Source organism: Staphylococcus gallinarum (genome assembly GCF_000875895.1).
Lineage (GTDB): Bacteria > Bacillota > Bacilli > Staphylococcales > Staphylococcaceae > Staphylococcus > Staphylococcus gallinarum.
Window position 1 is genome coordinate 1 of record NZ_JXCF01000076.1, and the last position, 17,975, is coordinate 17,975.

The 17,975-nt window shown below is 33.7% G+C and carries 30 protein-coding genes and 2 pseudogenes; 26 read left to right on the plus strand and 6 right to left on the minus strand.

From position 1 onward, the window contains the following. From SH09_RS13100 to SH09_RS13130, 8 genes are all read left to right on the plus strand, one after another. A partial coding sequence (locus SH09_RS13100; RefSeq protein WP_042740077.1) for a peptidase G2 autoproteolytic cleavage domain-containing protein occupies nucleotides 1–1,363 on the plus strand: 1,363 nt, incomplete at its 5' end. A 13-nt stretch (nucleotides 1,364–1,376) separates the two neighbouring features. Continuing rightward, complete coding sequence (locus SH09_RS15840) at nucleotides 1,377–2,864, plus strand: BppU family phage baseplate upper protein (RefSeq protein ID WP_052495457.1); 1,488 nt, start codon at nucleotides 1,377–1,379, stop codon at nucleotides 2,862–2,864. 14 nt (nucleotides 2,865–2,878) lie between these two features. Continuing rightward, entirely contained in the window at nucleotides 2,879–3,244 is a 366-nt protein-coding gene (locus tag SH09_RS15845; protein WP_126542100.1) for a hypothetical protein, read from the plus strand. Continuing rightward, nucleotides 3,244–3,393, plus strand: a complete 150-nt coding sequence (locus SH09_RS16150; protein WP_082039223.1) for an XkdX family protein — start codon at nucleotides 3,244–3,246, stop codon at nucleotides 3,391–3,393. Before SH09_RS15845 ends, SH09_RS16150 begins: the two co-directional genes overlap by 1 nt. A 37-nt stretch (nucleotides 3,394–3,430) precedes the next feature. Continuing rightward, nucleotides 3,431–3,853, plus strand: a complete 423-nt coding sequence (locus tag SH09_RS13115) for a hypothetical protein (RefSeq protein WP_042740078.1) — start codon at nucleotides 3,431–3,433, stop codon at nucleotides 3,851–3,853. Then, complete coding sequence (locus tag SH09_RS13120) at nucleotides 3,840–4,238, plus strand: hypothetical protein (RefSeq protein ID WP_042740079.1); 399 nt, start codon at nucleotides 3,840–3,842, stop codon at nucleotides 4,236–4,238. Before SH09_RS13115 ends, SH09_RS13120 begins: the two co-directional genes overlap by 14 nt. Before the next feature lie 47 nt (nucleotides 4,239–4,285). Beyond that, complete coding sequence (locus SH09_RS13125; RefSeq protein ID WP_082039243.1) at nucleotides 4,286–4,600, plus strand: phage holin; 315 nt, start codon at nucleotides 4,286–4,288, stop codon at nucleotides 4,598–4,600. Then, on the plus strand, nucleotides 4,597–6,045 hold the full coding sequence (locus SH09_RS13130; protein ID WP_042740080.1) for an SH3 domain-containing protein: 1,449 nt from the start codon (nucleotides 4,597–4,599) through the stop codon (nucleotides 6,043–6,045). The genes SH09_RS13125 and SH09_RS13130 overlap by 4 nt, the downstream gene beginning before the upstream one ends. A gap of 205 nt (nucleotides 6,046–6,250) precedes the next feature. Here SH09_RS13130 and SH09_RS13135 read toward each other — a convergent pair whose 3' ends face one another. Beyond that, nucleotides 6,251–6,532 carry a hypothetical protein gene (locus SH09_RS13135; protein ID WP_042740081.1) on the minus strand — a complete coding sequence of 94 codons (282 nt, stop codon included), beginning with the start codon at nucleotides 6,530–6,532 and terminating at the stop codon, nucleotides 6,251–6,253. 159 nt (nucleotides 6,533–6,691) lie between these two features. Between SH09_RS13135 and SH09_RS13140 the strand changes: the two genes are divergently transcribed. Then, nucleotides 6,692–7,102 (plus strand): YolD-like family protein, encoded by a 411-nt coding sequence (locus SH09_RS13140; protein ID WP_042740082.1) that lies wholly within the window; start codon nucleotides 6,692–6,694, stop codon nucleotides 7,100–7,102. 46 nt (nucleotides 7,103–7,148) lie between these two features. On the opposite strand, the gene SH09_RS13145 is transcribed toward SH09_RS13140, so the two are convergent. From SH09_RS13145 to SH09_RS13160, 4 genes are all read right to left on the minus strand, one after another. Next, a complete protein-coding gene (locus tag SH09_RS13145; protein WP_042740083.1) occupies nucleotides 7,149–8,531 on the minus strand; it encodes a recombinase family protein in 1,383 nt (460 codons plus the stop codon). A gap of 58 nt (nucleotides 8,532–8,589) precedes the next feature. After that, the gene (locus tag SH09_RS13150; RefSeq protein ID WP_042740084.1) at nucleotides 8,590–8,937 is read right to left on the minus strand and encodes a hypothetical protein; all 348 of its coding nucleotides are present in this window, start codon (nucleotides 8,935–8,937) and stop codon (nucleotides 8,590–8,592) included. A 14-nt stretch (nucleotides 8,938–8,951) separates the two neighbouring features. Beyond that, nucleotides 8,952–9,140 (minus strand): hypothetical protein, encoded by a 189-nt coding sequence (locus SH09_RS13155; protein WP_042740085.1) that lies wholly within the window; start codon nucleotides 9,138–9,140, stop codon nucleotides 8,952–8,954. 80 nt (nucleotides 9,141–9,220) lie between these two features. Next, entirely contained in the window at nucleotides 9,221–9,940 is a 720-nt protein-coding gene (locus SH09_RS13160) for an XRE family transcriptional regulator (RefSeq protein WP_042740086.1), read from the minus strand. Between the two features lie 142 nt (nucleotides 9,941–10,082). Here SH09_RS13160 and SH09_RS13165 point away from each other — a divergent pair, with 142 nt between their 5' ends. From SH09_RS13165 to SH09_RS13180, 5 genes and pseudogenes are all read left to right on the plus strand, one after another. Further along, a complete protein-coding gene (locus tag SH09_RS13165) occupies nucleotides 10,083–10,301 on the plus strand; it encodes a helix-turn-helix transcriptional regulator (protein ID WP_042740087.1) in 219 nt (72 codons plus the stop codon). 11 nt (nucleotides 10,302–10,312) lie between these two features. Further along, the gene (locus SH09_RS13170; RefSeq protein ID WP_042740088.1) at nucleotides 10,313–10,759 is read left to right on the plus strand and encodes a hypothetical protein; all 447 of its coding nucleotides are present in this window, start codon (nucleotides 10,313–10,315) and stop codon (nucleotides 10,757–10,759) included. Nucleotides 10,760–10,807: 48 nt separating this feature from the next. Next, nucleotides 10,808–11,005, plus strand: a pseudogene (locus tag SH09_RS17495) (antA/AntB antirepressor family protein); the annotation flags it as partial. Between the two features lie 6 nt (nucleotides 11,006–11,011). Then, nucleotides 11,012–11,521 (plus strand): annotated as a pseudogene (locus SH09_RS13175) (phage antirepressor KilAC domain-containing protein); the annotation flags it as partial. A gap of 11 nt (nucleotides 11,522–11,532) precedes the next feature. Continuing rightward, nucleotides 11,533–11,748: a hypothetical protein gene (locus SH09_RS13180; RefSeq protein ID WP_042740090.1), complete on the plus strand. Its 216-nt coding sequence runs from the start codon at nucleotides 11,533–11,535 to the stop codon at nucleotides 11,746–11,748. Between the two features lie 30 nt (nucleotides 11,749–11,778). Here SH09_RS13180 and SH09_RS16640 read toward each other — a convergent pair whose 3' ends face one another. Beyond that, complete coding sequence (locus tag SH09_RS16640) at nucleotides 11,779–11,943, minus strand: hypothetical protein (protein ID WP_158001734.1); 165 nt, start codon at nucleotides 11,941–11,943, stop codon at nucleotides 11,779–11,781. Between the two features lie 188 nt (nucleotides 11,944–12,131). Between SH09_RS16640 and SH09_RS16645 the strand changes: the two genes are divergently transcribed. Genes SH09_RS16645 through SH09_RS13235 form a run of 12 tightly spaced genes read left to right on the plus strand, consistent with a single transcriptional unit; the run spans nucleotide 12,132 to nucleotide 17,972 of the window. Further along, entirely contained in the window at nucleotides 12,132–12,305 is a 174-nt protein-coding gene (locus SH09_RS16645; RefSeq protein WP_158001735.1) for a hypothetical protein, read from the plus strand. 59 nt (nucleotides 12,306–12,364) lie between these two features. Beyond that, nucleotides 12,365–12,589 (plus strand): DUF2483 family protein, encoded by a 225-nt coding sequence (locus tag SH09_RS13185; protein WP_042738300.1) that lies wholly within the window; start codon nucleotides 12,365–12,367, stop codon nucleotides 12,587–12,589. Then, nucleotides 12,582–13,136, plus strand: a complete 555-nt coding sequence (locus SH09_RS13190) for an NUMOD4 domain-containing protein (RefSeq protein ID WP_042740091.1) — start codon at nucleotides 12,582–12,584, stop codon at nucleotides 13,134–13,136. Before SH09_RS13185 ends, SH09_RS13190 begins: the two co-directional genes overlap by 8 nt. Nucleotides 13,137–13,138: 2 nt before the next feature. Then, nucleotides 13,139–13,759: a Sak single strand annealing protein gene (locus tag SH09_RS13195; RefSeq protein WP_042740092.1), complete on the plus strand. Its 621-nt coding sequence runs from the start codon at nucleotides 13,139–13,141 to the stop codon at nucleotides 13,757–13,759. After that, a complete protein-coding gene (locus tag SH09_RS13200) occupies nucleotides 13,759–14,166 on the plus strand; it encodes a single-stranded DNA-binding protein (RefSeq protein WP_371663948.1) in 408 nt (135 codons plus the stop codon). The genes SH09_RS13195 and SH09_RS13200 overlap by 1 nt, the downstream gene beginning before the upstream one ends. 11 nt (nucleotides 14,167–14,177) lie before the next feature. Then, nucleotides 14,178–14,858 (plus strand): putative HNHc nuclease, encoded by a 681-nt coding sequence (locus tag SH09_RS13205; protein ID WP_042740094.1) that lies wholly within the window; start codon nucleotides 14,178–14,180, stop codon nucleotides 14,856–14,858. Next, nucleotides 14,845–15,570 (plus strand): conserved phage C-terminal domain-containing protein, encoded by a 726-nt coding sequence (locus SH09_RS13210; RefSeq protein WP_042740095.1) that lies wholly within the window; start codon nucleotides 14,845–14,847, stop codon nucleotides 15,568–15,570. Before SH09_RS13205 ends, SH09_RS13210 begins: the two co-directional genes overlap by 14 nt. A gap of 4 nt (nucleotides 15,571–15,574) precedes the next feature. Next, nucleotides 15,575–15,931 (plus strand): hypothetical protein, encoded by a 357-nt coding sequence (locus SH09_RS13215; RefSeq protein WP_042740096.1) that lies wholly within the window; start codon nucleotides 15,575–15,577, stop codon nucleotides 15,929–15,931. Continuing rightward, complete coding sequence (locus SH09_RS13220) at nucleotides 15,924–17,174, plus strand: DnaB-like helicase C-terminal domain-containing protein (RefSeq protein ID WP_042740097.1); 1,251 nt, start codon at nucleotides 15,924–15,926, stop codon at nucleotides 17,172–17,174. The genes SH09_RS13215 and SH09_RS13220 overlap by 8 nt, the downstream gene beginning before the upstream one ends. Then, on the plus strand, nucleotides 17,171–17,389 hold the full coding sequence (locus tag SH09_RS13225) for a hypothetical protein (protein WP_042740098.1): 219 nt from the start codon (nucleotides 17,171–17,173) through the stop codon (nucleotides 17,387–17,389). The genes SH09_RS13220 and SH09_RS13225 overlap by 4 nt, the downstream gene beginning before the upstream one ends. After that, nucleotides 17,368–17,556, plus strand: coding sequence for a hypothetical protein (locus SH09_RS13230; RefSeq protein WP_042740099.1), 189 nt, complete (start codon nucleotides 17,368–17,370; stop codon nucleotides 17,554–17,556). The genes SH09_RS13225 and SH09_RS13230 overlap by 22 nt, the downstream gene beginning before the upstream one ends. Nucleotides 17,557–17,567: 11 nt before the next feature. Next, entirely contained in the window at nucleotides 17,568–17,972 is a 405-nt protein-coding gene (locus SH09_RS13235; protein ID WP_042740100.1) for a DUF1064 domain-containing protein, read from the plus strand. The last annotated feature ends 3 nt before the right edge of the window (nucleotides 17,973–17,975 follow it).

Sequence of the window (17,975 nt, forward strand, 5' to 3'; positions counted from 1 at the left end):
ATATAAAAACGAAGTATATCCAGGTTGGACACCTAGAGCCCTTTCAATCAGTGCTTACACAAATGTATCGGTCAATAACTTTACTGCTATTGGTGATGGTACATTTGATTCAACTAGTCCAGCTATTGCAGTTCAGTTTATGGCGGAAAATGTTCAGTTGAATAACATTAATATCAGAGGTTTCAAAAATGCAATTGCCGACATTAAAATATACGGTGGTGCAAACAGACCTAAAAAAGTTACGTTCAGTAATATTAATATTCATCATTCATCTAACAATATCGGTATTGCCGGTGGTGCGGGTGTTTATGATACCAAAATTATTGGTGCAAATTTAATAGGTAATGGCACAGGTAATGCAATTGAAATGTATAACACTACTACGACAATCATGGGTGTACAACAAGAAGGATATACAAACGGGGCAGTATTGTTCAAACAAGTTTACAAAGATGTACCGACCGCAGTACGTGGGGGATTTATAGGTGGTTCGACAGGTTCAGGTGCACTATCAAGGCGTTCGGCAGTAATTGCGACGACAGGCGATTCATATGCGCATTCCGACCGTTCTTGGTTATTAGGTGCAGGTATGAACTCACATGCTTGGGGTTCGCGCTCGGGTATCATCAATTCACTTGAATCTAAAACAACACAAGGTAAATATGGTCAATTGATTTTAAATAGTCGTGGCGTTTCAATAGAAGATAACTACGTTACGGCATGGGGGTATGCAACAGGCGGGGCTAAAAGAGAAAACACTTCAGCAGAGATACGAAGTGTTTCAGGAAATATTAAATCAAAAGGTACAATCCAAGCTGGGCAAAACTTCGGTGACTATGCAGAGTATTTCGAATCTCAATCGGGTCAAGAAATACCGAATGGTTACATCGTTACTTTAGATGGTCGATATATTCGAAAGGCAAACTCGAATGATACACCTATTGGTGTTATTTCAGGTACTGCAGGAGTGATACTTGGTGACCAAATGTTCCACCATAAAGACAAATTCTTGAAAGATGAATTTGGTGTAACGCTCACACAGTTAGAGAAAAAAGAGTGGCACGATGATGAAGGAAATTGGTATGAAGAAGAGATTGAAGTGCCAATACCTAACCCGGACTTTAAAGAAAATGACGAAGAAGAATATTTATCACGTGCTGAACGCCCAGAATGGAATGTTGTTGGACTTGTGGGTCAAGTATTCACTCGAATTGATAACACAGTGAGTGTAAATGATTATATCAAACCTAATAAAGGGATTGGTACTAAAGATAATAACAATGGTTTCTATCGTGTGTTAGAAATCACTACACCATTTGATACTGAAAAAGGTTACGGCGTTGCTGTTTGCTTAATTAAATAAGAGGAGTGATAAGATGACAAACGGAATAGACAAAAAAGCGTTATTCAAACTTGCATCTGAACCTTATTTAAAGCCAATCTCTGATTTAGGGTTTGGCTTTTATAATTTAGATGAAAATACTGCAATATTAAGGTTTCAATTATATAACGATAAGGGACCTTTACTAATCAGTAAAGAAAATTTAACCGCATATGCTTATTTTGAATCAACGAATGGTAGTGCATCAGATGTAATGGAATTAGAAATTGAAGATGAATTTAAAGGCATTGTCACGATCACGCTAGACAGTGCCTTTTTACATGCTTGTACAAATACAACAGTTACTGGTCAAGTTTACATTGGCGTTAATAATGTAGATGGTAATCCTCAATACAACGAGGTTGCGGTGTTTAGAGAGTTTAAATTTGAAGTTGCAGACGCACTGATTAATAAAATTAATTCAACGACTAAAATTGAATATATTCGCATGTTTTCACAACTAAAACAACGAATCGAACAAGAAGTTAAAGATATCAAAGAAGCTATCGCTAACGGTGTCGATTATGTTGCAGAAATGAAAACAGTATTACAACAAGGTAAAGATGCACTTAATAAGATTGTGATTGATGGTAAAGCAGATATTAATACACTCATCACACAGTCTAAGACAGATATAGATGAAACAGTTGCACAAAGTATTGAAGATATTACAACTTTATCAAACAATACTAAAACTGCTATTCAAAATATTGCAGATACTGTAAATCAAAGCGTAACAGCAAAAAGTGAGCAAGTGATTACACATGTTGATGCCAAAGTAGAAGCGTTTAATCAAACTGTTGAAGATAACGGATTCGTTACACCGGAACAGTTAGACACTAATATTAATAGTCTTAATTGGCAAAAATACAAATTAACAAATGATGATGGTAGTTACCAGGTTATTGCAATAGGTGATAATTTAGATAACTTATACAAATTGCCTGCAGGCAATTTCTATACAACATCTGTTCCAATCACTGGAGCAAGTTCGACAGCTGGTTTTACGAGCGTTGAGAAACGTGAAGATGTTGTCAAAAGAATTACATTTAGACCATATAATTCTAAGCAAACATGGGTCAAGCGTTTCTATAACACTTGGTCAGATTGGGAGCGTGTTGATAGTACATCGACCGATACAGGTTGGATTGAATTTAATTTAATCAACGGTGCAGCTACTAACACAGAATATGGAAATAGAAATGGGTTCAAATGTGCATATAGAACGATTGTAAATGGCAGTGTCACAGAACGTTGTTTGAGAATCAATGGATCTAACATTGTACCTGGTCAAACAATCGCCAACTTACCGAGTGATTTTTGTAAAAGTGCTCAAACTTTTCCAGTTCGTATACCAACGAAATATGCAGGTGGCTACTTAGTTATTGAACCATCAGGTAATGTTAAACTTTATGTTAATGGTGATTCTAGCGCGTGGTTATCTTCAGATTACGCTTATGGTGAAATGTCTTGGAAAGATTAGAGGGAGATGATTTTATGAAAGTAGTTTATTTATATGATGGTACACCGTATCTAGCAGAATTAAATGAAGAAGGTGAATATAATTACCCTAAGGAAGCATGGACGGAAACACCACCACCTGAAGGAATATATGAACCTTTCTATTTTAATGGCAATGAATGGGTAGGGACATCTAAAGAAGAATGGGAGTCAAATCAAGTTAAGCCTCCAATGGAACCTAAAGCATTGGAAATGTTGGTATCCCAATTACAATTGCAAGTCATGATTGGAAATAAAAAGACAAAAGAACTTGAAGATAAATTAGAAGCAACCAATAAAACTTTGGCAGACGCTTTACTTAAAATTACAGAGATAGAAAACAAAATCGGAGGTAATGCCTAATGTTCCCATCATTTGAAAGTATAAAATATTTTTACGATATCAATTGTTACACAACAGTAGAAATTAAAATTTATTATGAATATGGTTGTATAACTAAAGAACAATACAAAGAAATAACGGGTGAAGATTACCCAGAACCTCAAGCATAAGCTTGGGGTTTTTATTATATAGAAAGTAGGTGAATCTATGGAAGGTAAATTTGAGTTACCACAAAAACTAGCTACATTATCATTGTTTGGTTTAGGTGTTTTTGTAGACATCAGAGGGCTTTATTGGTTCATCAATCAAGAATCTGTACTTAGTGAAAGTGATTTCTATAGAGCGCTACATGAAGTGATGCCGATATGGTTGTGGGGCTTGGCTTTATTGCTATTTGGAACATGTTTAATAATAGCTAGTTTGTCTTTTGGAAAACGTTCAGTAAACAATACATCGAACTATTTCATGCTTATTGGTGGTACAGGTAGTGCGATTATACACTTCCTCATGGCATCAGCGTCTATTTATAACGCGATTAATTGGTTAACTCCCGCACAATTTGTGGTTATGACGGCCTGGCTTGGTTATGTGGGATTTTTGGGTGGTGTTGATATACATGGCAGAAGATAAATATGTGCTACGTCACGAATGGGAAAATTCTCGAGGGAAAGTACATCAACGTATTAATGATCTAGATAGTAAACACACAAATAACTACAATCAATTATTAAACAAGGTAGATCAACAAACGTTATTACAACAAAAGTCTTTTGAATCTCAAGAGAAATCAGAAAAACACTTAGAAAAAATCAGTGATTCATTGACCACAGTTGGTACACGAGTGACTGACTTAGAATACAACGTTAAAACACATGGTAAAGATATTCAAAGTTTACAAGGGACTTTAGCAGCAGAAGCAAAAGGTAATCGTGATGTATTGATTGCATGGATTAGTGTGGCAGGTGTTGTACTCGTACCACTTATTACTATAGTAGCAAATATATTTTTTAAATAGGTCGGCGCATAGCGTCGGCTTTTTATTTTGGAGGTTAAATTATGAAAATGACAATCGGTGCAACAGTTAGATTTATCGTATTAATTTTAGCATTAATTAATCAATGGTTAGCGACTAAAAACATCAGTCCTATACCAGTAGATGAAGATAGTATCAGTTCAATTTTATTAACTATCGTAGCACTATATACAGCTTATAAAGATAATCCAGTGACTAAAGAAGGTCATGAAGCAAATATTGAAATGAAACAAAAGAAACTTGATAAAAAGCAAGGGACAACACCAACAATAAACGCCACAGAAGATAATAAAGATGGTGCAGTATTCCACGATGTGAAAGATAATGGGGGCATACAAAGATGACTATAACTAAGACTAAAAAAGAAGCAGTCGCGTATCTCAAGTCATTAGAAGGTAAATATTTAGATTATGATGGTTGGTGGGGAGCACAATGTTACGACCTAGCTAACTTTTATTGGTCACACATCAGTGGTAGAACATTACAGGGCGCACAAGCTAAGAATATACCGACAGATAATAATTTTGATGGTTTAGCCACTGTGTATGAAAATACTGAAGATTTTAAAGCAGAAGAAGGCGACATTGTTGTATTCAATGGTAATTATGGTAGTGGTAATGGACATGTAGCTGTCGTTTTAAATGGTAATTATGATGGTAACTACATGCAATTTGTATCATTAGATAATAATTGGCAAGGTGGCGGATGGACTTCTGGACCTGAACAAGGTGGGAAAGGTTGGGAAACGGCAACAAGAGTAGTTCACAATTACGATTTCCCTATGTGGTTTATCAGACCTAAATATAAAACAACAGTTGTAAATAAGGTAGCTACAAAAGTTAAAAAAACAACTACTAAATCATCTGCTAAAGCCAAAAAACTTACTTATAACCGTGACACAATTAAGCGTGCATATTTACTTGGTAAACGCGGATATAAACCTAAAGCAATTGTTTTACACAATGATGCAGGTAGTGGAACAGCAATGACTTATCACGATCAGTTAGTTAATGCCAGTGAACAACGTCTTGAAGCTGGTATTGCCCATTCATATATCAGTGGCAATCGTGTATGGCAAGCTTTACCTGAAAGCTACATCGCATGGCACACTGCAAATGCTTATGGAAATAGAAATTACTACGGTATTGAAATTTGTCAGTCAATGAGTGCTAGCGATAAAGACTTTTTGGCGAATGAACAGGCAGCATTCCAAGAAGCAGCCAGGATGTTAAAAAAATGGGGATTACCAGTAAATAGGGAAACTGTCAGATTGCATAATGAGTTTTCGCCTACAGAATGTCCACACAGAAGTATGGAACTACATGCGGGATATAAATCCTCTCAAAGAGCGCCGCAAAACATTGTTAATAAAACAAAAGACTATTTCATTAGTCAAATTAAAGCGTATTACAACGGTGAAATTCCAAAAGGTTCAACTGATAAAGGAAGTTCAAAACCAAGCTCTAACGGTTCTACAAACGCCACAAATACTGATTGGAAACAAAACAAATATGGTACATGGTATAAAGCAGAGAGTGCAACATTTACAAATGGCAATCAACCAATTATCACAAGAGTTGGTTCTCCATTTACAACTGCACAATTCGGCTATAATTTCCAACCTGGCGGTTATGTAAATTATGATGAAGTTTGTTTACAAGATGGTCATGTGTGGATTGGTTATAACTGGAACGGATATCGTTACTATTTACCAATTAGAACATGGAATGGTGCAAGTCCTCCAAATCATAAAAATGGTTTAGGTGATTTGTGGGGAGTAATAAGTTAAAATAAGCGTTGTACTATTTACTGAAGTGTAATACAATGTGTTGAGAAGGTACTTCAGACCTTTTCTCTATTTACCACTCTTCGGAGTGGTTTTTTATTTATAATATATAGAAATAAAATAAACTTTGTGATAATATACACATTGACCTTACTTATATAGTGAGAGCAGGCACATGTCCCGTGTCTGCTCTTTTTTTATTTAATCATTACAACAGCCCATTTTCTTTCAATTCATCTATTTTTTTGATGTTAAATAAAAAGTCAAATTCACTTGGTTTTTCAAGTGGCACTTCAATAATCCCTCTGTTATAAAATACTTTTAGTATGTTTTCAATATTATCTATATTATGGTTTTTTCTTTTAGAAACATCTTTCAGTAACTCAATATGAGTTATATCTTCCTTTACTATTAAATTAACTAAATTCTTTATTAATTTTAAATCATAATCTTCTAAATCCTTCATTAAATCACTTGTGTTTGTTTCCATATTAATAACTCCTTTTGTTCTTATGATGTTTGAAATCATTTCTATAACTCTAAATGTTTTCAATTACAATATTATCATTTTAGTTATTAACTTAACTAGGTTATTTTTTTATTTACATATACGAACATTTGTTCTATATTATTCATGAGGTGATTATAAATGAAAAAAATATTTCCTGATATGCCGGAACCATATTGCTATGAAACAGACTACCGTAAAATACCTAGAGAATACCTTAACCCAAACATTCCACAAGGGCGAGGAATCGTTAAGTGGGCAGCATTTAAGACGTTGCCAGAACAATATGAGCGCCTAGAACAGTACATAAAAGACCAAGATAAAATTGATAAACCAACGTTAAGCGACCACCAAATAAGTGAGTTAAATGATACGTTAATGATGAAGATGTTCCATGACCCGCAAGCAGAAGTAAGTTATTTTGAAAATGGATATATTAAGAAAGTAGATGGATTCGTACACAAAGTAGATACGCATAATCAAGTGTTGCAAATGTATATTGATGAGGGATTGTTTACATTGAAATTAAGTGAGATTGTTGAAATAAAATAAATGGGGGTATGGTCTACATACTTTGATACATAAACCATACTCCCGATTAATAAAATTCAATATCCTTAATTGTTAAGCTATTCGGTCTTTTGCCTCTAATACCTTTCTTGTATTTGAAATCAATTTTTTTGATAGACATTTTTATAAAATCACTTTTATCTTCATCAGTCATTTCTTCCCAACCTCTTAATAATAAATCTTTGAATTTTTCAATCTTTCTAACATCAAATTCTTTCGAAGCTGTCGCTGCTTTTTCTTTTTCATATTGAGCAATTGCTACATCCGTTTCTTTAATTAAATCGAATAATTCTTCTTCTTGCATTAATCCACTGGCGAACAGTTTATGGTATCTTTTACGTTGTTCCATTACCTTATCAATATCAACTGTTATTTGAGCTTTATTTTCTTGTTCTCTAACCATGTATTTGTTTAAATCGAATTGCTTCAAATAACTATGAAAAACTTTTAACACTTCACTTTCACTAATATTAAGTGTCCAACTATTTTTATTATATTTACATTTATCACAATAATACGCTTTAGAATACCATATTTCACCTTTTTTAGGTGTATGTTTATTAGTGTTAAGTGATAGTCTGCCGTCGCAATTAGGGCAAGCTAATTTACCTCTAAAAACTGCGTGATGTTTAACAACTTTCGAGTTAGTTCTATCACTTATACGATTTTTAATTTGTTCATACTCTTCATCAGAAATAATTGCTTCATGTGTATTTTCTACAAAAATATCACCGAACTCGTAATGACCTCTCGAAACCGGACTAATTAAAGCTCTATTAATTACTGATTTGTGCCATATTTTCCCTTGTGGAGATGGGATTTTAGAATCATTTAATCTGCGTGTAATTTCTCTAATACTGGTCCCTTTTTTTACTTCGTCTACTGCAAATCTCAATACTTTAGCGTATTCATTTGGGACAAATTTATCTCCTTCTCTATCATAGCAAAATAGAGGGGTTGTTTTCGCTAATCCTTTACTTGCTGCAGCTCGTCTGCCCATTAATGTACGCTCTTGAATGGTTGTGCGTTCCCATTCTGCCATAGCACCCACAAGAGTGACAAACAGCCTGCCCATTGCATTACTAGTGTCATAAACTTCAGTAGCACTTCTGAAAGCTACTTCGCTTTTTTCTAAAATGTCTAATATGTCCAATAAGTCCCTTACACTACGCGTCAAACGATCTAATTTATAAACTAATACTAAGTCGAATTTATTTAAATTTTTTAACATTCTGTTTAATTCGGGTCTATCTCTTTTCGCTCCCGAATATCCTGCATCGACATAAATGCCCTGTATATTCCAATCGTTTATATCACAAAATCCTCTTAACTTTTTCTCTTGCTCTGCGATTGAAAAACCTTCGTTTGCTTGCTCCATAGTAGAGACACGGCAATATATTGCTACTTTCATACTTATCAACTCCTAAAAAAGATAAAAATATATAGGGCAGTAGGAACTGCCCATGTGCTTAATCTGGCATTTTACTATATATAATTGGAGTGATTTTATAATATCCTGATTTAGTTTGTTCTTTGTGTAAACCTATATGATCTAAATCTCGCATTCTATAACCAACCGCTTTATATCTTCTATCTTCTACGTAGCTAATATAGTTGTCATTTATATAAAATTCCCACTTATCTCCTGTGTCTTTTAGTTCTAGCAAAAGTTCCTCATCATTATTCAACATTTTTTCGACTATATGTTGAGTTCCAATTTTCACAGGAGACTTCAATCTTGCTTGATATGCTAGCAAATTTTCTTTGTGATAATCATTATCGAAATAAATATTATCTAAGGTAAGATTTATTTTCATTCTACACTTCTCCTTTACATTACTGTTCTATCAGTTATTTTAGATTCCATAACTCTACGATGACTTTCTTCAGTTTTGTGAATCATTTGTTTAACTTGTTTGCTTTTTAGAAATTCTTTAGCTTCTTCTAATTCTTCATGCGAAAGTTCTTTTCCACCAGTATTAATGTGTAAAAAATCAAATTCTTCATCGTTAATAATCATATTATCACCACCTTATAATTTAATTTCTAAATATCAAAAAAAACTAAATTCAGACACACGTGTACCTCAATACACGTGATTTACAACACAACTTTACCTATAACTCTAATATCATTGAATGACGCGACTGTAATATCTTCGTATTTAGGGTTCAATGATATTAGTTTGAGGTACTCTGGATATATATCCACACGTTTTATTAGTACAGTACCATCTAGAACGATTAGGGCAATTGTCCTATCCTTGATAGTTTCTGTGTGTTTTATAAATGTATAAGTCCCTTTTTTCAACATAGGCTCCATTGAGTCACCATTCACTAAAATACAGAAATCAGCATTTTCAGGTATGTCATCTTCTTTAAAATAAACTTCTTCTTTTAATGTATCTTCGTAAAGTTCTTCTCCGATACCTGCGCCAGTAGCACCATAAGCAGTGAATGGAATAAGTTTGTCCTCTTTATATTCATCTATTGAAGTTACTTTATTCTGTTCTTCTAGTTGATTGTTGGCGTAATTTAGGACGTTTTCTTGGCGTGGAGGTGTGAGTTGATTATACACAGTTGTGATGGTGTTAGAACTTTTTTGTCTTTTAGGAAATAAATCGTCAATACTTACATTAAGTACATGAGCTATTTCAAATAGATCATCTTGTTGTGGGGTTCTATATCCAGTTTCATAATTAGAAATAGTAGATTTTTTAGTTTCTAATTTTTTACCTAATTGTTCTTGCGTCATATTCATTTTATTTCTATATAATCTAATTTTATTACCTATAAATTTTGCTAATTCTTTTTTTTCCAATTGTTCTACCTCCTTGTTCTTACATATAGTATATACCAATAAAAATTGGTAATCAACAAAAAAATACACGAAAAGCAAACTTTTGTGTTGACTTAAGTACACGAATCGTGTATAGTTAGTTTTGTAACCAGGAGGTGACAGCATGCAATGGAATTTAATAAAACTAAGAAAAGAGAAGGAGTGTACTCAAGAGGATATAGCAAAATTGCTAGATATTTCTACAGAAGGTTACCGTCTTAAAGAGTCAGGAAAACATCAATTTAAAAGTAATGAAATGTTTATAATAGCTGAATTCTTTGGCGAAAATATAGGGGATATTTTTTTACCAACGAAGTACACGAAAAGCAAACAAACGATTTAAAGGAGGATACTATGGAACAAATAACATTAACTAAACAAGAATTTGCTGAAATTGTTCAACAAGAAATAAGTAAAAGGTTAGACGGAAAGAAACCAATAAGCTCGGGTTCTATCTTTAACAAAGTAAGAATTAGGCATTCAGATTTTGATGAAATCAATAAAAAGTACGATTTCACACAAGATTTAATTGAAGCTAAGAACTTTGGATTAGGACACCCTTTATCCTTGAAGAAATATCAACATGGGCTAGGTTGTCACGAACATTATAAAGTATACCCTAGTGAAATACATGATCACATTAGAAAACTAACATTATCAGCATTCGGTGTGACACTTAACTCTGATTTAAGTGAGAAAGAATATGAAGAAGCAGCAAGAATTTATGAATTGATAAAAGGTTTTTATTTATATCAATACCAAAAGAGAATTGAAAAATTAACTATCGACGATTTCGAATAAGGAGGTAACCAAATGCAAGATTTACAAACTAAACCGAATATCGGAGAGATGTTCAACATTCAAGAAAAAGAGAATGGAGAAATCGCAATCAGTGGTCGAGAACTTCATCAAGCATTAGAAGTTAAAACAGAATATAAAGATTGGTTCCCAAGAATGATTGAATATGGTTTTGTCGAAGGCGTTGATTTTAACCCGCTCAAAATTGAGCAAGTTCGATTAGAAGGAAATAGAAATGTACGACGTAAAATAACAGATCATGTACTTACACTAGACACTGCAAAAGAAATCGCAATGATTCAACGAAGCGAACCAGGTAAACGAGCAAGACAATATTTCATACAAGTTGAAAAAGCATGGAATAGTCCAGAAATGATAATGCAACGTGCATTGAAAATTGCAAATAGCACGATTAACCAGTTAGAAACACAGATTGAGAAGGACAAACCTAAAGTAATATTTGCGGATGCAGTAGCAACTACTAAAACATCAATATTGGTTGGGGAGTTAGCAAAAATCATTAAACAAAATGGTGTGAATATTGGGCAACGTAGATTGTTCGAATGGTTAAGACAGAATGGTTTCTTAATCAAACGCCAAGGTGTTGATTACAATATGCCAACGCAATATTCAATGGAACTTGAGCTTTTTGAAATAAAAGAAACATCTATCACACATTCAGATGGTCATACATCTATTAGCAAGACACCAAAAGTTACAGGTAAAGGACAACAATATTTTATTAATAAATTTTTAAATGAATAGGAGGAAGCGGAATGCTTAAAAGAAAGAAAAAGAAAGATTTCAGACTAGAAACAAATGTGAATGAATTGAAAAAACTAGTTAACGAATTTAAAAGTTTAGTTGCTAGAACGGAAAACAAGCAAGTGGAGTTAAAAGAAGCAATGTTTGAATTAGAAAGTCTGACGAAATTAACTGACAACAAATTAAGAGAGATAAATAAATTTAAATGGAAACACAAAATAAGATAGGGCAACGTTAGAACGTTACCCATATAAAGACTAAGAAAATTTTATTTCGGTTTTGCATTTAGGGCATTTTGCTTTAGATTTCTTTAAGTCCACTTTGTATTCCTTACCACAGTTAATACAGTGAACATCTTTATATCTAGTAGCTTTATCCAATGCCTTTTCTAAGTCTTTCATACCTTTAATTTTAACACCCATTTTTCCACCACCCACTATCGCAGTAGCGATAACTTAATTGTACCAAACATTATTGTATGAACGAATATTAATTTTAAAAGGAGAGATTGCTATGCCAGAACATATTCAGCAAATGCTTTTTGATTTCCTCTTAGAACGAGGATATATAGAAAAAATAATGAATGACGAATTAGAAAAGGAGAGATAACATGAGACACATTTTAGCATGGTCAACTGCAGTACTAAGCACAATGATTTTTTCAATGATAACTTTTGATTTTCATTACAGCGTCGTATTTGCGATTGCAAGCTACATTGGTAGTTACGCATTTTGGAACACATATTATGCAGAAAAAAAGACCGCTAAGCGTTGCAGCGCTTAACAGTCAAACGATTAATAAAATATACAACTTAAATATACACGGATAGAGGTGTTTCGTCAATGACAAAAGAAACAGTGACATATTTAATCAGACACAGAGAAATGCCAATATACGTCACTAATAAGCCTAGTGATAGTAACCCTGAAATTAGTTACTCAACACAGTTTAGTAGAGCGAGGGAGTTTAACGGTTTAGATGAAGTGACAATTGATATGTCATATCACATGGCGATTAAACATACACATATAGAAGAAGATAAATATGAGGAGTTAGATTATGAGTGAAATTTGGAAAGATGTTGAAAATTTCCCGAATTATATGATCAGTAACAAAGGAAGAGTTTGGTCTAAAACAAGAGTTGTTCGCCATAAGGATAGAACTAAAATCGCGAAAGGGAAAATATTAAAAAACGTATTAAACTCATGCGGTTATTTTGTCGTCGTTTTGTGTATAGATGGAAAAACTAAAACTCAATTGGTCCATAGGCTGCTAGCTAAACATTTTATAGATAATCCACTGAACAAAAAGTGTGTAAATCATATTGACGGAAACAAAACGAATAATAATTTATCAAATTTAGAATGGGTCACATACTCCGAAAATAACAAACACGCGTATTCTACGAAATTGAAATTACCGAGTAAACAAAAATTAGGGGCTGAACACGTTAATTCAAAAATAGATTACGATGACGTTCTTGAAATAAGAAGGAAACACAAATATGAATCTTTGGGCTATAAAAAATTGTCTGATGAATATGGAGTAAGTGTTAGTCAAATAGCACGGATAGTTAAATATGAATCCTGGAAACATGTAGGTAAAGGAGTTTGAAAATGAACTTTATAGAACATTTTAACGATTTAAATAGTAGAGATGTTAGCGCTCATACAGAAAAGAAAAATGGATTGAATTATTTATCTTGGGCTTACGTTCAACAAGAATTAACAAAGCTTGATGAAAATTTTCAACATAGATTTATAGAATTCCCAACCATTGATAATGATAGAGAAGATATATTTTTACCTTATTTAAAGACGGAAGAAGGTTATATGGTGTGTGCTGAAATAACTTTGTTCGGAGTTACAAAGAGAGAGTGGCTCCCTGTATTAAATTACAAAAATCAAACGATCCCTAAAGGAAGTGCAACTACTTTTGACATAAACAAAAGTATGAAAAGAGCGTTTGTAAAATGTGCGGCGCAATTTGGATTAGGAAACTATTTATATTTAGGTGAGGATGCACCTGATGCTAGAGAAAGTGACGTAAGTGAACTAGAAGATAAGATAGCTGAATTTGTACGTATATCACAAGAAAAAGGCAGAGACGCCACACTAGAAAAAACAATGCGTTGGTTGCGTATAGAGAATATTAACAAGTTGAGTGGCAAAGATTTAGCAGACGCTAACGCAAAACTAGATGCAGGACTAAAACAATTAGATAAGGAGACTAAATAATGAATTTAACAGTATTAACAGGACGTATCACAAAAGATTTGGAACTTAAGCAAGCTGGTAAAACACAGGTAACTAATTTCTCATTAGCAGTAGATAATCCATTTAAAAAAGATGATGTGTCATTCTTCGATATTGTAGCTTTTGGCAAAACAGCCGAATTGTTAAATAGTTATTGCGGTAAAGGTAGCAAAATTGGCATTGAGGGCAATTTAAAACAAGATCGTTTCGAGGATAAAGAAGGTAACAAACGTTCAGTTGTTAGAGTAATCGCGAATCGTGTTGAATTTTTAGATACAAAAGAACAATCTCAACAGAACGGACAAACTAAACAGCAAGCGTCTGAGAATCCTTTTAATAATGCTAACGGTGGACCAATTGATATTCAAGATGACGATTTACCGTTCTAAGAGGTGGTCATATGGCGGTAATAAAAAACTACATCCAACAAGATGACGGCACTATTACTGCTGTCATCGAGGGTGTGACACTTAATAACAAAGATTTCTTATTGCTAGACAATGGGCTTGAAGTTGAATGCGATGTAGTAGTCATTGACCCATATAAAATAACAGATAAGCAACGCCGAAAAATCTTTGCTCTTGTGAACGACATAGAAGCTCATACAGGCACTCCACAAGATTATATGAGAAATGTATTCCAAGAATATGTACGTGTTCTATATGGCTACGATGAGCGCATATCACTAGCTGATTGTTCTAGAAAAATAGCAAGTCAAATTATAGATGTAGCAATTGAATGGATATTCGAGAACAACATCCCGCTCAGATATAAAACAAGTGATCTAATCAAGAATGACAGAACGTTTTTATACATGGCTACTATCAAGAGAAAGTGCGTTATCTGCGGAAAACATGCAGAGCTAGCACATTATCAAGCGGTAGGTCGTGGACGCAACAGACGCAAGATAGAACATTTTAATAACAAAGTATTAGGACTATGTTCCTTTCATCATAAAGAGCAACACGACATGGGCATGGATAGTTTCAATAAGAAGTATCATCTTGAAAATTCATGGGTGGACGTTGACGAGAGATTAAACAAAATGTTGAAAGGAGTAAAAGTTGATGGGAATTATTAGAACAGAAAAAACTACAGGGAAGTTTTTTATAGCTAGTAAATTCTATGTCAAAGATGAAACACTCTCATGGAAAGCTAAAGGCATAATGAGTTATTTGTTTTCAAAACCTGATGATTGGCAAATCTATCAAACTCAATTAGAAAAAGTCTCTACAGATGGAAAAGCTAGTGTCAGAGCCACTATCAATGAATTGTTAGATAAAGGTTATATGACGAGAGAAAAACGTCGAAAGGCTAACGGGGACTTTGATGGCTATGATTACACACTGCATGAATACCCAATAAAACATGGGGTTCGAAAAATGGAAGACGTGAAAATGGAAGACGCGAAAATGGTATTCGCGAAATCGGACACTACTAATAATGACTTTACTAATAATGATTTAACTAAGAATGATAGTAGAGTCGACTTTATTCCTTACAAAGAAATTATTGATTATTTAAATAGTAAGACTGGTAAAAGATACAGTCATAAATCAAAAGCAAATCAGAAACTAATAAAAGCACGTATGAATGAAGGTTATACAAAAGACGACTTTATTAGAGTAATAGACATAAAAACAGATGAATGGATAAACATTGAGGATATGAAACCATACTTACAACCTACTACATTATTTGGTAATAAGTTTGATAAATACCTTAATCAAGAAACGAAACAAAAATCTAATAATAAGAGTTTCTTTGACGAGTTAATGAACGAGGAGGGCTAAACAAATGACTATGACTAAAAGAGAGGCAGCCACAATACTTAGTCTAATTGATTCAGCCTTCAATATGAATTTTGCTAATGATGATTTAAAAACTAAATTATGGCTCGAACAACTAATGATGTATGCAGACTATGACAGAACACTACACAAAACAAAAAAGTACATTCGTGAACAGAAGTATAAACCTTCATTATCAGAAGTTATGGATAGTAAGCCAACACTAGTTAATGAATCACTAATTCCCGAAGAAGAAACACACGAATACAGAATGAAACATGATCCTGAATATGCGAAGAATCGTGAGCAGTTAAAAAAGAAATGGCAAAAGATGAAAAGTGAGTGGATGAATGACGATGACTAATATAGATGTATTAAATACCGAAGAAGCAATCGTCTCTAATCTTATGCACCATCCATCTCTATTAGGGAAACTAAAGCTGAAACCTCAAATGTTTACGGATGAATATATTCAAGGCTTTATACAGTATGCGTTAGATACAGGAAAGGTTGATGTAACTGACATCTACTACAAGAGCCGAGAAGATAAAACATTCATTTCTACAGACAGACTAAGCAAGATATACAGTTCAAACGGTACAGATAAAATGTTTTTTATGCAAGACCAACTTAATTTGCTAGAAAGCTACGTACTAAGAGAATCAATAAGACATGCGTCAGAATATCAATCAATGCCTAGTAAGAGTAATTTTAAACATCTCATGGAGCAACTAAAGATATTGGATGATATGAAGATAGATAAAGAGAACCCAACAGATAATTACTTAATGGAAGTAATGGATAACATCTTATCTGACAAACCTAAAGACTTTATCAAAACTGGTATTAAATCAATTGATAACAAGATAATGGGGTTTGAAAAAGGTCAGTTGAATGTATTGGCTGGTCGTCCTAGTACAGGTAAAACAGCTCTAGCATTGAATGTTATGTGGAATATCGTTTTAAAAAGTTATCCGACAACGTTTTTTAGTTTAGAAACGGGTGGAAATAATATCGTTGAACGTCTTGTATCTAGCATTACAAACATTCCATTGCACAAGGTTAAACAAGCAGACGGTTTGAGCGATGAAGATACAAGCAAAGTAATGGATGCTATCGACCAAATCAAAAAGCATGGCAATTTAAGAATTGAAGATACTGCACAAATTACACCGCAAGATATAAGAGAGCGAGCGATGACGCAATCAGATAAACCACATGTAATATTTATCGACTATCTAACGCTCATGCAATCTGATGTGCAAATGAAAGATAGACGGCTTGAAGTAGAAAAGATATCAAGAGATTTAAAAATCATTGCTAAAGAAACAGGGTGCGTCATTATCGCCCTTTCACAATTAAGTAGGGGTGTTGAATCTAGAAACAATAAACGCCCAATGATGAGTGATTTGAGAGAGGCTGGAGGCATTGAACAAGACGCTAACATGATATTTCTTCTTTATCGAGATGACTATTACGACCAATCAATGCAAGATCACGAAACCGGAAAATCTGATATAGAGTTTAACGTCGCTAAAAACAAAGACGGTGAAACAGGAACAGTTGAGCTTGAATTTTACAAGAAATCACAGAGGTTTTACGGATGAATATAGCACAGTTTCAAACCTTACTAGGATACCTATACAGAGAGACGTACAAGGACGATACAGTCATTCGAGCTAACTTACTTGAGTTAGGTTGGGCGACAGAGAGATTGATTAATAAAAGGCTTATAACGCCATTTGACGCATACGACGATAACAAAGAATTGATATTCAATGAGATGGAGTGGTCAGACAGATGGACGAATATAGATTGGTAGATAACAAAGGCAAAGATGTTGGTTCAGTAAAACCGTTAGGCGATGGCGAGAATATCGTTTGGTTTAAAAAAGATATGCTGCGAATGAATGATAACGAGCTAGAGAATTTTAAATCAGAACACAAACTAAACCGAATTGAAGAAACAAATATATTTGATTTCTTATAGGAGTGTCACACTTGAGTAAATACAATGCAAAGAAAGTTGAGTATAAAGGTATAACGTTCGATAGCAAAGTTGAATGTGATTACTACAAGTACTTAGAACAACGATTAATTATAGATGGTTATGACTATATCGAGATACAACCGAGATATGAGCTAATACCTAAATTTGGTAAACAACGTAAGGCTGAATACATTGCAGACTTTGCATTATGGAATGACGGAAAGCTAATTGAAGTTATAGACGTTAAAGGCATGGCTACTGAAACAGCAAAGTTAAAAGCAAAGTTATTTAGATATAAGTATCAAGATGTGAAATTAACTTGGATATGTAAAGCGCCTAGATATACAGGTGAAGAATGGATTACGTATGAAGAATTGAAAAAGGTGAGACGTGAACGTAAGAAAGCTAAGAGGTGATTA

Excerpts from the sequence above, each read along its gene's own strand:
- SH09_RS13130 (WP_042740080.1), top strand. The coding sequence starts at position 4,597 with ATGACTATAACTAAGACTAAAAAAGAAGCAGTCGCGTATCTCAAGTCA.
- SH09_RS15845 (WP_126542100.1), top strand. The coding sequence starts at position 2,879 with ATGAAAGTAGTTTATTTATATGATGGTACACCGTATCTAGCAGAATTA.
- SH09_RS13135 (WP_042740081.1), bottom strand. The coding sequence starts at position 6,532 with ATGGAAACAAACACAAGTGATTTAATGAAGGATTTAGAAGATTATGAT.
- SH09_RS16640 (WP_158001734.1), bottom strand. The coding sequence starts at position 11,943 with ATGGGTGTTAAAATTAAAGGTATGAAAGACTTAGAAAAGGCATTGGAT.
- SH09_RS13155 (WP_042740085.1), bottom strand. The coding sequence starts at position 9,140 with ATGATTATTAACGATGAAGAATTTGATTTTTTACACATTAATACTGGT.
- SH09_RS13165 (WP_042740087.1), top strand. The coding sequence starts at position 10,083 with ATGCAATGGAATTTAATAAAACTAAGAAAAGAGAAGGAGTGTACTCAA.
- SH09_RS13210 (WP_042740095.1), top strand. The coding sequence starts at position 14,845 with ATGGGAATTATTAGAACAGAAAAAACTACAGGGAAGTTTTTTATAGCT.
- SH09_RS13215 (WP_042740096.1), top strand. The coding sequence starts at position 15,575 with ATGACTATGACTAAAAGAGAGGCAGCCACAATACTTAGTCTAATTGAT.
- SH09_RS15840 (WP_052495457.1), top strand. The coding sequence starts at position 1,377 with ATGACAAACGGAATAGACAAAAAAGCGTTATTCAAACTTGCATCTGAA.
- SH09_RS13200 (WP_371663948.1), top strand. The coding sequence starts at position 13,759 with ATGAATTTAACAGTATTAACAGGACGTATCACAAAAGATTTGGAACTT.
- SH09_RS13170 (WP_042740088.1), top strand. The coding sequence starts at position 10,313 with ATGGAACAAATAACATTAACTAAACAAGAATTTGCTGAAATTGTTCAA.
- SH09_RS13220 (WP_042740097.1), top strand. The coding sequence starts at position 15,924 with ATGACTAATATAGATGTATTAAATACCGAAGAAGCAATCGTCTCTAAT.
- SH09_RS13180 (WP_042740090.1), top strand. The coding sequence starts at position 11,533 with ATGCTTAAAAGAAAGAAAAAGAAAGATTTCAGACTAGAAACAAATGTG.
- SH09_RS13185 (WP_042738300.1), top strand. The coding sequence starts at position 12,365 with ATGACAAAAGAAACAGTGACATATTTAATCAGACACAGAGAAATGCCA.
- SH09_RS16150 (WP_082039223.1), top strand. The coding sequence starts at position 3,244 with ATGTTCCCATCATTTGAAAGTATAAAATATTTTTACGATATCAATTGT.
- SH09_RS13230 (WP_042740099.1), top strand. The coding sequence starts at position 17,368 with ATGGACGAATATAGATTGGTAGATAACAAAGGCAAAGATGTTGGTTCA.
- SH09_RS13150 (WP_042740084.1), bottom strand. The coding sequence starts at position 8,937 with ATGAAAATAAATCTTACCTTAGATAATATTTATTTCGATAATGATTAT.
- SH09_RS13225 (WP_042740098.1), top strand. The coding sequence starts at position 17,171 with ATGAATATAGCACAGTTTCAAACCTTACTAGGATACCTATACAGAGAG.
- SH09_RS13145 (WP_042740083.1), bottom strand. The coding sequence starts at position 8,531 with ATGAAAGTAGCAATATATTGCCGTGTCTCTACTATGGAGCAAGCAAAC.
- SH09_RS13120 (WP_042740079.1), top strand. The coding sequence starts at position 3,840 with ATGGCAGAAGATAAATATGTGCTACGTCACGAATGGGAAAATTCTCGA.
- SH09_RS13195 (WP_042740092.1), top strand. The coding sequence starts at position 13,139 with ATGAACTTTATAGAACATTTTAACGATTTAAATAGTAGAGATGTTAGC.
- SH09_RS13190 (WP_042740091.1), top strand. The coding sequence starts at position 12,582 with ATGAGTGAAATTTGGAAAGATGTTGAAAATTTCCCGAATTATATGATC.
- SH09_RS13125 (WP_082039243.1), top strand. The coding sequence starts at position 4,286 with ATGACAATCGGTGCAACAGTTAGATTTATCGTATTAATTTTAGCATTA.
- SH09_RS13140 (WP_042740082.1), top strand. The coding sequence starts at position 6,692 with ATGAAAAAAATATTTCCTGATATGCCGGAACCATATTGCTATGAAACA.
- SH09_RS16645 (WP_158001735.1), top strand. The coding sequence starts at position 12,132 with ATGAGACACATTTTAGCATGGTCAACTGCAGTACTAAGCACAATGATT.
- SH09_RS13115 (WP_042740078.1), top strand. The coding sequence starts at position 3,431 with ATGGAAGGTAAATTTGAGTTACCACAAAAACTAGCTACATTATCATTG.
- SH09_RS13205 (WP_042740094.1), top strand. The coding sequence starts at position 14,178 with ATGGCGGTAATAAAAAACTACATCCAACAAGATGACGGCACTATTACT.